At 71.3% G+C, this 12,289-nt stretch carries 12 protein-coding genes; 6 read left to right on the top strand and 6 right to left on the bottom strand.

Going from position 1 to position 12,289, the window contains the following annotated elements; genetic code table 11:
• Positions 1 to 21: 21 nt before the first annotated feature.
• The 5 genes from CIB93_RS04790 to CIB93_RS04770 are packed head-to-tail and all read right to left on the bottom strand — an operon-like array spanning position 22 to position 4,895.
• Positions 22 to 1,227 carry a polysaccharide pyruvyl transferase family protein gene (locus CIB93_RS04790; protein ID WP_096624387.1) on the bottom strand — a complete coding sequence of 402 codons (1,206 nt, stop codon included), beginning with the start codon at positions 1,225 to 1,227 and terminating at the stop codon, positions 22 to 24.
• Between the two features lie 14 nt (positions 1,228 to 1,241).
• Positions 1,242 to 2,276, bottom strand: a complete 1,035-nt coding sequence (locus tag CIB93_RS04785) for a glycosyltransferase (RefSeq protein WP_143659987.1) — start codon at positions 2,274 to 2,276, stop codon at positions 1,242 to 1,244.
• Positions 2,273 to 3,286, bottom strand: a complete 1,014-nt coding sequence (locus tag CIB93_RS04780) for a glycosyltransferase family 2 protein (RefSeq protein ID WP_096624383.1) — start codon at positions 3,284 to 3,286, stop codon at positions 2,273 to 2,275. The genes CIB93_RS04785 and CIB93_RS04780 overlap by 4 nt, the downstream gene beginning before the upstream one ends.
• Positions 3,283 to 3,942, bottom strand: coding sequence for a phytanoyl-CoA dioxygenase family protein (locus tag CIB93_RS04775; RefSeq protein ID WP_179499968.1), 660 nt, complete (start codon positions 3,940 to 3,942; stop codon positions 3,283 to 3,285). Before CIB93_RS04775 ends, CIB93_RS04780 begins: the two co-directional genes overlap by 4 nt.
• Positions 3,939 to 4,895, bottom strand: coding sequence for an NAD-dependent epimerase/dehydratase family protein (locus CIB93_RS04770; protein ID WP_096624379.1), 957 nt, complete (start codon positions 4,893 to 4,895; stop codon positions 3,939 to 3,941). Before CIB93_RS04770 ends, CIB93_RS04775 begins: the two co-directional genes overlap by 4 nt.
• A 451-nt stretch (positions 4,896 to 5,346) precedes the next feature.
• Between CIB93_RS04770 and CIB93_RS04765 the strand changes: the two genes are divergently transcribed.
• Both CIB93_RS04765 and CIB93_RS04760 read left to right on the top strand, forming a co-directional pair.
• Positions 5,347 to 6,645 (top strand): hypothetical protein, encoded by a 1,299-nt coding sequence (locus CIB93_RS04765; protein ID WP_218839754.1) that lies wholly within the window; start codon positions 5,347 to 5,349, stop codon positions 6,643 to 6,645.
• A complete protein-coding gene (locus CIB93_RS04760) occupies positions 6,642 to 7,355 on the top strand; it encodes an SDR family NAD(P)-dependent oxidoreductase (RefSeq protein WP_096624375.1) in 714 nt (237 codons plus the stop codon). The genes CIB93_RS04765 and CIB93_RS04760 overlap by 4 nt, the downstream gene beginning before the upstream one ends.
• A gap of 88 nt (positions 7,356 to 7,443) precedes the next feature.
• Here CIB93_RS04760 and CIB93_RS38645 read toward each other — a convergent pair whose 3' ends face one another.
• A complete protein-coding gene (locus CIB93_RS38645; RefSeq protein ID WP_179499967.1) occupies positions 7,444 to 8,445 on the bottom strand; it encodes a DUF6624 domain-containing protein in 1,002 nt (333 codons plus the stop codon).
• A gap of 551 nt (positions 8,446 to 8,996) precedes the next feature.
• On the opposite strand from CIB93_RS38645, the gene CIB93_RS04750 reads away from it, so the two are divergent.
• From CIB93_RS04750 to CIB93_RS04735, 4 genes are all read left to right on the top strand, one after another.
• Positions 8,997 to 10,661 (top strand): ParB/RepB/Spo0J family partition protein, encoded by a 1,665-nt coding sequence (locus tag CIB93_RS04750; protein WP_096624371.1) that lies wholly within the window; start codon positions 8,997 to 8,999, stop codon positions 10,659 to 10,661.
• Between the two features lie 140 nt (positions 10,662 to 10,801).
• The gene (locus CIB93_RS04745) at positions 10,802 to 11,359 is read left to right on the top strand and encodes a hypothetical protein (RefSeq protein ID WP_096624369.1); all 558 of its coding nucleotides are present in this window, start codon (positions 10,802 to 10,804) and stop codon (positions 11,357 to 11,359) included.
• Between the two features lie 129 nt (positions 11,360 to 11,488).
• Positions 11,489 to 11,722 (top strand): hypothetical protein, encoded by a 234-nt coding sequence (locus CIB93_RS04740; RefSeq protein ID WP_096624367.1) that lies wholly within the window; start codon positions 11,489 to 11,491, stop codon positions 11,720 to 11,722.
• 120 nt (positions 11,723 to 11,842) lie between these two features.
• Positions 11,843 to 12,286: a hypothetical protein gene (locus CIB93_RS04735; protein ID WP_096624365.1), complete on the top strand. Its 444-nt coding sequence runs from the start codon at positions 11,843 to 11,845 to the stop codon at positions 12,284 to 12,286.
• The last annotated feature ends 3 nt before the right edge of the window (positions 12,287 to 12,289 follow it).

The raw sequence follows: 12,289 nt of genomic DNA, 5'->3' as shown, positions 1-12,289 counted from the left end.
TGCTCCGATCGGGTGGGCGGGTCAGGAGTTGGTGAGGAGGGCGCGCACCCGGGCGATGTCCGCCGTGGCGAGCGCGACCTGGGCGGGAACTCGGGTGGCGAGGTGGTCGCGGAGCTTGTCGGAGTCGAGGCGGGCGAGGTGCTCGGCTGCGGCCGGGTCTGCGGTGAACGCGGCGATGTCGCTGTGGATGTCGCTGACTGGGACGGAGGGGCCGTAGGTGTCGGCGAGGACACCGTGGAACTTCGGGGAGTGGCCGAGGGCGACGGCCGGGGTGCCGCTGGACAGAGCGGCGATCGAGGCGTGCAGGCGTTCGGAGATGACCAGCTCCGCGCCGCCGAGGACGGCCTTGTAGTCGCCAGCCCCAGTGCCGTCGGCGTCCAGGACGTGCACCGGCACACCGGGGAGGCGGGCCGCGATCTGCCGCGCAAGGAGGCGGTCGTCGTTGTGCTCGCGGGAATCGTGGCAGTGCGGGACGAAGACCAGCGGCCGGCAGCGAACGCGCCACAGCATGTCGGCAAGACGGGTGAGCGCGTCCAGATGCTGGGCGTCGCTGATCGGGCTGTAGCGGGTCACGCCCCGGCTCGGCGCCAGGCACACGTACTCCTGCCCGGCGTCCAGGCCGGCGGCGGCGAGCAGCTGCACGGCGCGGTCGGGGCCGGACGGTTCGAGGAGGAACGCGGGGTCGGCGGAGAGCACCACCGCCTCTTCGGGTAAGGCCAGGCGCCCGGTGAGATAGGCCAGGGTGGTGGTCTCACGAACGGTCAGCAGGTCGAGCTGGCCGGCGGTGGTGGTGAACGCGGCCTGTTCGGCGGGGTCGGTAAACGGGCCCACGGACTGGCCGACCATCGCGGTGGGGACGCCGAGCTTCTGGGCCCGGTCGAGCACCGCGAGGTAGGGGGTGGAGACGCCGTAGTCGGAGGTGTGCAGGTCTCCCCCAGTGGCCAGGACCAGGTCCGCGTGCTTGAGGAGGCGGGCGGCGCGTTCGCGGCGGTGCGGCTCGGTTTCGACCGGCCGCAGGGTGGCCCAGGACCGGGAGACGACGAACGGGTCCGCGGTGCAGTCGGCGCCGCTCCCGGCGAGCGCTGCGGCATCGAGGTCCGGGGTCTGGGTGAGGACGGTGACCGTGATGTCCGGCGTGGCGGTCAGCGCGGTGGCCAGGGACCGGGCGAGCGCCTCGACTCCTCGGCTCTCGCAGCTGGTGATGCCGGTGATCAGGATGTTGGGCACGGGGGCCTCCCGGACTAGTGGGTGAAGGCGAGGAGCTGGCCGAGGACGCGCCGGTAGTTGAAGCCCCGGCGCAGTTCCTCCTGGATGCGGCCCAGGCGCTGGCGGTTGGAGGGACCGTCGCGCAGGAGCCGGGCGAGGTCCTCGGCCGGGTCGTCACCGAGGATGAACGGGGTGATCTCCTCGCCGTAGAGGCCGGTGGTGTAGGCGAGTTCGGGCGGCAGGGCGGGCATGGTGCCGGCCGCGACGGTCTCGAACATGCGCGGGGTGAGCAAGCGCTGGTGGGCGAGCAGGGGCCGGGCCAGGACCGGGGTGATATCGGCCTTCGCCATCTGCGCGAGGACCTGACCGAACGGGACAGGGCCGGTGACCTTGACGCCGCGCTCGGCCAGCCAGCCGGGCCGGTTGGCGGTGGCGGCGAGGTGGTCGGGATGGGGGTCGCCGTCCCACCAGCGGCCGGCCACCCGCAGCCGCACCAGCGGCGGGCGCGCCGAACGGGCGGCCTCGATGAACTGGGCGAGCGCGTCCCAGCGCCACCAGTTCGCGCCGACGTACTGGAGGTCGTAGGTCGCGGCCGGTGCCCGCTCCGGGCGGTGCACCGGCTTGGGCATCCCGAAGTACGGGAAGAACTGCACGCCGTCCGGGAGCTTGCCGAGGCGCGGCTGGAGGATGAGGTCACTCAGCTGCCGGTACAGCTTCTGCCACTGCTGGTGGCCGTAGGCTCCGGCGGACTCGTCGGCTCCGAGAACGGTGTGCTCGCCCCAGTGGGCGTCCGGGTCCAGAACGATCCGGCGCTCCCGCGGGAAGCGCTCGCACAGCTCCCGCCGCCGTTCGTCCAGGAACTGGCGGCCTTCGAAGACCAGGACCAGGTGGGTGCCCCAGCCGAGATCGTCGACGACCGGCAGCAGACCGGGGACCTGGTCGTCCAGGCGGCACAGCGGACCGGCGAGGGCGACTTCGCAGTCCAGCGCGGGGGCGGCGCGCACGTATTCGCCGACCATATGCGCCGATCCGGCCTGCCAATGGAAGTCACCGGCGAACAGCAGCCTCACCGCGCGCCCCCGGCAGCGCGCAGGCGGCGGTGGGCACGGCGGCGACGCGCGATGGTCGGGGCGAGCCGCAGCAGCCACCACGCGGCAGTGGCCGTCTCCGCCCACCCGCGGACCACGGTCGTGTTCCCTCCGACCGAGCGGCCGGCCAGGTCCTGGCGCAGCCACCGCCCGGCCAGGGAGAGGATCGCGGGCCACCTCCACGTGATGTCCGTGAGCAGGAAGTAGTAGCGGTTGCGGCGCATCTGCACCCGCCGGTAGGTGCTCGCGCCGGTTCCGCCACCGCCGTAGTGCTGGATGCCCAGGTCCAGGTTGAGGGCGACCCGCCAGCCCGCCCAGCGGACCCGGCGGCACAGGTCGGTCTCCTCGTAGTAGGTGTGGAAGACCCGGTCGAACAGGCCGAGGGTGCGCAGGACCTCGGCGCGGACGAAGAGGGCCGCGCCCTGGACGTAGGCGTGCTCCAGGGTGGCGGGGGCTCGGCCGTGCGCGGGGCCGGCCGGGGAGGGCCGGTTGGGGCGGTCGCCCACGAAGCCGTCGGCCTCGCCCAGTTTCAGCGCGAGCCGCGACCAGTCGTTGTGCTCGTCCAGGGAGACGGCCCCGCCGTCGGCGTCGGTGTAGGTGTACTGCATGGGGCCGCAGATGCCGTACGTCGGCCACTTCTCCATGAAGGCGGTCAGCTGCTGGACGAGGTCGGCCGGGGTGCGGGTGTCGGGGTTGACGAGGAACACGTAGTCGGCGCCGGCGGTCAGGGCGGCGCGCATGCCGACGTTGTTGGCGCGGGCGAAGCCCAGGTTGGCGTCGTTTTCGATGATCCGCACGGCGGGGAAGTCGTCGCGGACCATCGCGGTGCTGCCGTCGGTGGAGGCGTTGTCGACGTACCAGACGGTGAGGTCGAGGTCGGGGGTGTGGCTGGCGAGGAGGGTGGAGAGGCAGGCGGGCAGCCAGCGGGCCTCGTTGGTGCCGACCGTGATGGTGGCGACCTTCGGGCGGCGGGCGGGTGCGGTGCTGGTCACGGTACCTCCGTGTCGGCGGGGACGAATTCGATGACGAGGCTGCGGCGGGGCCGCTCGGTGGAGTTGGGGCGCGAGGCGTGCACGGCCCGGACGTCGTGCACGGCCACGTCGCCGGCCCGTGCGCCGACCGGCAGGACAGGCCCGGCGTCGCGAACCTGGTCTACGTCGGCGTCATCGGCCAGCAGGTGGCTGCCGGGTACGAACTCCAGGCAGCCGTTGGAGGCGTCGGAGCCGTCCAGGAACAAGCTGAGGTTGATCGCACGGCCGGGCTCGGCGTCGGTGCGGTCGCGGTGCCAGGGGACAGCGGCGGCCACGTGCGGCATCTTGACGATCATGGCGATGACCCGGGCACGCGCCGGGCCGCCGAGGAGGGTCGCGGCGAGGTGGTGCAGCGGGCCGGTGGCGAACAGCCCGGCCGCGAGCGGGGCACCGGGCTGCTGCTCAAGGTTGTGGATGCGGTAGAGCACCGGCGTGCTCTCGCCCTCGCGGGTGAAGTGCCAGAAGTCCTCGCTGCGGTGGCCGCTCTCGAACGCGGCCACCAGGGCATCGGCCTCGGCACGCAGCCGCTCCAGCAGCGGATCGGTGACCACGGCCGGGACGAGCGTGTATCCGTCCGCCCAGAGCTGGCCGAGGGCGTCGGCGGTCGGCGCGGTCACCGGGTGGCCCCGGCGGTGAACTGCTCGGTGAACCAGGCGACGGTGGCGGCCAGGCCGTCCTCGATCGCCGTCCGCGGCACCCACCCGAACACCTCCCGGGCCACGGTGGTGTCGGGCTTGCGGCGGACCGGATCGTCCTCAGGCAGGGCGGTGAACTCGACCGCCGCGGCGGAGCCGGTGAGGTCGAGGACCAGGTGGGCGAGGGCCAGCACCGTGCGCTCGTCCTCGGTTCCCAGGTTGACCGGGCCCGGGTGGTCGCTCGCGGCGACGGCGAGCAGCCCGGCCACGGTGTCGTCCACGTAGCACAGCGAGCGGCTCTGGTGGCCGTCCCCGGTGACCCGCAGCGGCTGCCCGGCCAGCGCCCGGGTGACGAAGGCCGGCACCGCGCGGCCGTCGTCGGTGCGCATCCGCGGGCCGAAGGTGTTGAAGATCCGCACGATCGCGGTGTTGGTGCCGAACTCGCGGCGGTACGCGGCGGTGGCGGCCTCCGCGAAGCGCTTGGCCTCGTCGTAGACGCTGCGCGGGCCGATCGGGTTGACGTTGCCCCAGTACGCCTCGGTCTGCGGGTGCTGGTGCGGGTCGCCATACACCTCCGAGGTCGAGGCCAGGACGAACCGGGCCCCGCGCACCTTGGCGAGCTCCAGCGCGTTCAGCGTGCCGATGGAGCCGACCGACAGCGTCGGGATGGGGTGGCGCAGGTAGTCCGCCGGGGAGGCCGGCGACGCGAGGTGGAACACCACGTCCACCTCGCCCGCGACGGCAAGCTTGTCGTTGACGTCCTGCTCGACCAGCTCGAAGTGCTCGGTGCCAAGCAGGTGCGCGATGTTGTCGCGGCTGCCGGTCAGGAAATTGTCCACGCAGACCACGGCGAAGCGGTCGCGGATCAGTGCGTCACACAGGTGGGAGCCGATGAATCCGGCTCCGCCGGTCACGACAGCGGTCCCTCGGCGCATGGGGCTCCTCCAAGCTCAGGCACGCTCGACCTGCCCGGCGGCACGTGGGCACGGCGGGGCTGGAGCAGCGTGCACGGTGAACAGATGCGGGCGCGGCAGGCCTGTTGCGCCCCTGTGATCGGTGCGAGTGGTCCGTCCGTCGTGGACGTCTTCTCGCTGCACGGCCAGGTCAGCGTCAGGTCTCTGAGGTGGTCCCCGGCCTCCCCCGCGACGTCCGGCCGCACATGCGCCAGCCGGTCGCCCTTTGGGGAAGCACCAGCTAACCCCCGCTCGACTCGGTCTGAACAGACCAGGTTTGTCGTCTTCCTGTCGTCTTCTGGCCCCAGGCGCCACGGATGTAGCATCAGCGCGCAGTGGTGGGCCGGCTACAGTCCGGTGAACACATCGGGGGTTGGGGATGGGCCGATCGACCGGCTTACGCGCACCGGTACGGCTCGTTCACCCGCTGAGCGTGGTGCGGGACGAACGGGGCTGGACCTACCAGGACGTTGTCGACATCGTCGCCAAGCCGACCCGCCGCTCGGCCGACCGACGCAAGGCGTGGAAGTGGGAGCACTGGGGCGTCGAGCCGGACGCCGAGAGCCAAGCCGCCCTTGCCGCCGAACTCGGCGTTCCGATGGGCGAGGTGCACCGGCTCGGCTGGCCCGGATGGCTGCCGGACGGCGGCCCGGTCCACACCGGTTTCCCCTGGACCCGGGCGGGGACGCTCCAAGCGTTGGACGACACCCTGGAGCACGCCATGCTCGACCGACGCGGATTCATGAAGCTGGGCGGCGAGGCCCTGACTGCGCTGGCCGGCCAGTGGCTCACGCGAGCCCCCGAGCCGGTGGCCGCGGCGCTCGCCGGAGGCCGGATCGACAAGGAGTTCGTCGCGGACCTGGAGGACGGCCTTCCCCGGCTCCGGCGCCTGGAGGCCCGCCTCGGCGGACCATGCGCCCGCCACCTCTTGGACGCCGAACTCGACACGGTCACCGGCATCCTCAAAGAGGCGTCCTACACCAACGAGGTCGGCCAGAGGCTGCACCGCCTCGCCGCCGAGCTCGCCCGCCTGGCCGGGTGGTCCTCCTTCGACGCCGGACTCCACGCCGCGGCACAGCGGTACTGGGCCAGCGGCCTGCGCGCCGCCCACACCGCCGGCGACCGCGCACTGGGCGCCAACATCCTCAAGTCACTGAGCCTCCAGTGCTACGACCACGGCCTCTTCGCCGACTCCCGCGCGCTCGCTGCAGCCGCTATCGACGGCGCGGGCAAGGTCACCCCGCGGACCCTGGCCATGCTGCTGCTACGGCAGGCCCGTGCGGCAGCGGCCTGCGGCGACCACGCCGAGTGCGACCGCCTGCTGTCCGCCGCCGAGACGCAGATGGTCCGCGCCGAGGCCGGCGATGACGATCCCGCCTGGACCAGCTACTTCGACGCGGCGGAGTTCCACGCCCAGACCGCAACCTGCCACGCCGACCTGCGCCGTCCGCGGCTCGCCCAGAGTCACTACGCCACCGCCCTGGCCCTGATGCCGGCCGCCAAGCACCGCGACCTGGCCACCTACACCATCCAGAACGCCCGCACCCACACTGCCCTCGGCGATGCCGACCACGCCGTCCATCTCCTGGAAACGGCCATCCCGATGATCACCGCAGCCCCGTCCCAGCGGAACGCGGCCCGCGCCGCAGCCGCCCGTGCCGAACTCCCGCTCCCCGCCAAGGACCCGAAAGTCCAGCGCCTCGACCAGTTGCTCGCCACACTGGCCGCATGACCACACAGCCCACCCCGCGCGTCGCTCTCGTCTCCGGCGCAAACCGTGGCCTCGGCCTCGCCATCGCCACCCGCCTCGCCGAGCAGGGCATGCAGGTCGTCCTCGGCGTGCGCGACCGCCTCGCCGGCCGCGAGGCGGAGGAAGCACTCGGCCGTAAGAAGTTGTTCGTCCACTCCCACGAGCTGGACGTCACCGACCCGGCCAGCGTCGCTCGATGCATCGCCGACGTCGCCGCCCCGCTCGGACGCCTGGACGTACTGATCAACAACGCCGCCGTCGCCATCGACCGCGGCCAGGCGGCCACCGCACCGGACTTCGAGCGCGTCCGGGCCACCCTGGACACCAACCTCCTCGGCGCCTGGCGGCTCGCCGCAGCAGCGGCCCAGGAGATGAGGAAGAACGGGTACGGCCGCATAGTCAACATCACTAGCCACCTCGGCTCACAGAACAACATGGGCACCGGCAACGTGAGCTACCGCGTCTCCAAGGCCGGCCTCAACGCCCTCACCCAGATCCTCGCCGCCGAACTCGAAGGCACCGGCATCCTCATCAACGCCGCCTCCCCCGGGCGCATGGCGACCCGCATGGCCTACGGCGAAACCGACCGCACCCCCGAAGACGCCGCCGACACACCCGTCTGGCTCGCCACCCTCCCCGACGACGGCCCCACCGGCGGCCTTTTCTACGACCGCGAGCCCCTGGGCTGGTGACCTTCCAGGGAGGTCGGACGAACCGTTTAGGACAAACCCGCACGAGGAAATCTGGTCTCGGGGAGCCGGGGTAAGACGTTGACTCGCCTTACCCGACGCTGGCCGCGACCTGCTCGATGTAGCTCTCCAGCGGCTCGAACCCCCACGCCGCCCGCAACGCCTCGACCTCGTCCGGGTTCGCAACGGGGTATGGGACGAGCGCGCCGTCGGCGCCCTGCGTCAGCTGGGTGCCGAAGACCTGCTCCTGCCCCTGGGCGATCCGTACCCGGTCCTCCAGCAGGGCGCCGTGCTGCGGGTCGGCGTCGCCGGCGGTCACGGCCGCCGAGAGTAGCTCCAGGCACTCCTGCTGGAACTCGGGCTGCCGGTCGGCATGCTGCGCGATTAGCCAGGCGGCTCCGGCGGCCTGTCGGCCGACCAGGGCCTCGCCCGGCCAGCCGCGCTCGGCGATCAGCTCCCGCAGCCAGGCGGTGTTCTCCTCGTCGATGGCCTGCCACCGCTCCATCAGCTTCGGCGTCCGCTCGGCCGCCGGGACCAGCCGTACGGCCTGGTCTTCCTGCTGACGCCGCAGCAGCTCCGCGGCCAAGGCCTCGTCGACCGCCGGCCGGGGCCGCACGGCCACAACTCGGTCGATCGTCTCGAACAGCTCACCGGCCAGCTCCCGGGTGTCCTCGGGAAGGTTGATCCGGTCGAGTGCGCTGCGCTCCACCCAGTGAACAGTGTGCTCGGGCGTCCCGTGCACGGCGAACGGCCGGTCGACGACACCGACGACGATGTGGTCCCGGTGCTCGTGGCGCCGATCGCACCGGCTGTCCGCAGCGGCCGGCATCGAGACCACATGCCACACCGACGCGGTCGCCGGGTGCGGGTACCCCTCGGGAAGCGGCGGCGGCAGCAGGCGCACGCGATGTCCCGTCTCCTCCGACATCTCCCGCACCGCGGTCGCAAGCGGATCTTCACCAGCCTCGGCGTGCCCGCCGGGCACGAGTTCACCCTCGAGGCGCGGGTGCTCGATCACGCACAGCCGCCACTGCCGGCCGAACCGCGCGAAGGCGTAGCAACTCGCCGTCTCATGCACCACCAGATCACCCATGCCCCGATTCTCGGGCTCGTGGGGTATCGGGCGAACCGCTTCGGACAAACTCAGTCGTCCCGGCGTTGCCGGGGCTGGTTGTCCCCGTACGGTCCTTCGCTGCGCTGCGGTCCGTACGGGGTTTCCCCCGCCCTCCCTGCTTTTCGATTCTGGGGGCCGGGCGGCTGCGCGCAAGGTCGTCCGGTCCGTGTCCTCGCCGGCCCGCTCCTTCGTCGCTCTACCGGCTGCGGTACTCCCTTCCTCCCCTGCACTCCGCCGCCCGGCCCCCGACATCTCACAGCGCAGGGAGGGCGGGGGAAAAAGGGTCCGCGGCCCCAGGCCGTCCACACCACCCGCCGCACCCGACCAACCCGAGCAAGTGGCGCTCGCACACCCTCCGCACGTAGCGCGGACCCACGTGGGATCCACCTCGCATAGGACCCGGCACCTCGGAAATGAAGGCCGGGACGAGTTGACCCTGATAGCCAGTTCTAGTAAACTAGTACACGTCGGAACGGGGAGGGCAAACCCCGGGCCGGACGCCACAGACCTACGATTCCAGGGAGACGGCCATGACCGCCACCGTTGTTGAGATCGCCACCACCGAAGCAGCCGAGTCCACCTCGCACAGCGCGAACATGGAGCTGATCTGGCTCGATCCCAAGGCCATTCAGGCCGGGCGCAACATCCGGCCCGTGGATCTGGACCCCGACTTCGTCGGTTCGATCCGTGAGCGTGGCGTTCTGGAGCCCGTCACCGTGGTCGGCGACGAGTTCTCCGGCTACTCCCTCGTCTTCGGATTCCACCGGCACGCCGCCGCGATCGAGGCGGAGCGCGCGCTCATCCCCGCCATCGTGCGTAACGACATCAGCACCACCGCCGCCAAGATCATCGACCAGCTCACCGAGAACATCCACCGTACGGAGATGCGGCCCAGTGACATCGCCGCCGCGTACGACCAGCTCGCCCTCGAAGGGCTGGATGTGGAGGAGATCGCACGCCAGGTCTCCCAGGACAAGCAGAAGGTCGCCGCCTCTCTCCGGCTCCACCAGATGCCGAAGGAAGCCCGGGACGCGGCGGACGCGGGACAGCTCGACTTGGAGCAGTCCATGCAGATCGCGGAGTTCGAGAACGAGCCCAAGGTGTACAACCGGCTCCTCAAGGTCATCAAGGACGGCGGCCACCTCAAGTACGCCCTGGAGACCGAGCGTCGCCGGAAGAAGAACCGCGAGGCCAAGGCCAAGGCGAAGGCCGAGCTGCTGCTCGCCGGAGTCACCGTCATTCCCAAGCCGAGCTGGGGCTCGGTGCCGCTCAACCTGCGCGACATGCGGGACGCGGCGGGCGACACCTACACGGAAGAGACCCACGCGAAGTGCCCCGGCCACGCCGCCTACCTCGATGAGACCGGCTACATCACCTACGTCTGCCGGGAGCCGAAGAAGTACGGCCACCAGATCCTCGGCTACTACAAGCACCTCAGCGACGAGGAGCGCGCGGAGAAGGAAGCCGCCGAAGCCAGGGAGGCCGAGCGGAAGGAAGCCCTCGCCACCGCCGCCCAGGTGCGCCGCGAGCACGTCACGGAGATGGCGCGCGCAAACAAGACCCCGAAGGGCCTCTACAAGGCGGTCGTCACGCACCTCTTCGGCCACGGCCTGACCAGCAGCGTCGAGACCGCCCGCCTCCACGATGTGTTCACCCTGTTGGGGGCCAGCCCCGCGAAGGACGTGCCCCTGGAGGAGGCCATGCGCCGCCGCGTCGAGCGGACCCCCGAGCACAAGCTCCCCCTCGTCCTGTTCGCCCAGCTCGCCGTCTACGCCGAGGCGAACATGCGCAGGGTCGAGTACGGCCGCTGGGGCCTCGACCTCGACTTCGCCATCGAGTGGCTGGAACTGCTCGCTCGCTACGGCTACACGCTCACCAACCCGGAGGAGGAGCTGATCGCGGAACTGCGCCAGCGCCGAGAGGAGCGGGACAACCCTGCCCCGGCGACGGAGGACGAGTACGACGAGTACGAAGAGGACGAGGAAGACGACGAGATCGAGACCGATCCCCAGGAGGACAAGCCGGAGCACGCCCACCCGGCCGATTCCGACACCCAGCCGGCCCCCGACACCGAGCGTGGCATCGCCGCCGACGAGGCCGAGGGCTGCCAGGACGAGGCCGGTCAGAACGAGGCCTCCCCGCTGGAGGACCCCTCGGACCACGAAGCCGAGGTCAGCCTCTCCCTGGCAGCGTGACCACCAAGGCCGGGGCGGAGCGCGATACCTCCGCCCCGGCCTTGTCACCATGCTTCATTTGAGGTAGATTAGTAAATGTCGATCAGGGGAGGGCAAACCCCGGATCGGCCGCCGCGAACCCCCGACAAGGAGAGGCCGTCATGGCTCACATCACCGCTTCCCGCACGTCTGGCCACCGGGCGAACTTCGCCGTGTACCTGGTCGGCCGCCACACCACGCAGGCCGTTCAGATGGCCCAGTCCCTGCTGATCACCATGCCTTCAGCCAGGATTCGCATCAAGCACCCGCAGGCCCTCTACGCGGCGGTCACCGGTTGGTACGAGGCCGAGCGGCTGGCCCGCAAGACGTTCAGTGCGACCGTCGTTCCTCACAGCGCCCCGCCGCGCACCGACTCCGAAGCCGCCGCCCACATCAGCTTCAGTGGCCCAGTTCCCGGCCCCCAGGTGGACGCCCGCGCTGCCGCGGTCAGCCTGAGCGGCGCCGGTGAAGTCCGCGTCCAGGCCGGCCCCCTGGCCATCACCACGGGCGACCTCGCCTCCTTCCAGGACCAGCTGGCCCTGTGGACCCGCGCGTACAAGCTCGGCTCCTCGATCTGGAGTGAACTGCCCCAGCTGGAACAGACCATCGACGACATCGCACGGGGAGACAGGTGCGTCGCGGCCCTCCGCGACCGCCTCGCGCTCGCACCGGCAGCCTGACCGACCGCCCCGATCGCGGGCCGAACTCGAACCCGGCGCCTCCCGCCGCGGGCGGCAGCGAGTCGCTGCCTGCCGCCGAACCGGATCGGCCTGCGGCAGGGCCCGCCTTCAAGATCATCCAGAAAGCCCATGCAGGACTTCGAGATCACCGACGCAGCCACCGGCCGACTCATCGCGACCTGCGACACGATCGACGACGTCATCCCCGCCCTGGACGACGCATGCGAGAGCTTCGCGCGGCAGCTCGCCGCCAACGCCGAGGGCTCCAGCGGCATTCGGCTGCGCCTCGAAGTGCATCAACGGACCCCCGACGGTCATCGGATCTGGTGCGCCGAGCGCGTCTTCTTCCCGGGCGCGCGCTGAGCGCGGCCGATTCGGAACGACGTCAGCTGCCCCGGCCCCGGGGACCGGTCATCCGCATCGCAGCAGGAGGGCACCTGATCAGCCGAAACACTCATCCACCAGGAGAAAGCACTGTCCCCAATGAACCCCATCGTCCGCATCGTCGAAGGACGCGTCCTTCTCCCCACCGGCGCGTGGGAAGTCCTCCCCGACGTCCACCGTGACATCCGCGGCCACGACTTCTACCCGCCGTTCCCCGACCTGGCCGGCATCCCGGCACTGGGCAGCACCGCAAGCGTTCCGCCGCCCGCCAGGACCCTGCACATCCACTACTCCATTCCGGCGGAGCAGTTCGACTGGTACGTGGCGGAGCTCGACCCCGCGACCGGCCAGGCCTTCGGCTGGCTCCGGGCGGGAGGACCGTACGGGGAGTGGGGCGACTTCATCCTCGGCGAGCTCGAGGCATTCGTCCGGACCGCCGACGGACGCCACCGAGGCCAGCCGGAGGCACCCCAGCTCATCCAGCGCGACACCTCGTTCAAGGCGGCCCCTGCCGCGCTCTGCCTGCCCGCCCCCACCATCTGACAA

This window comes from Streptomyces sp. WZ.A104, assembly GCF_002382885.1.
Classification (GTDB): domain Bacteria; phylum Actinomycetota; class Actinomycetes; order Streptomycetales; family Streptomycetaceae; genus Streptomyces.
Note: the sequence above shows the minus strand (reverse complement) of the source record. Positions and strands in the feature narration are given on the sequence as shown.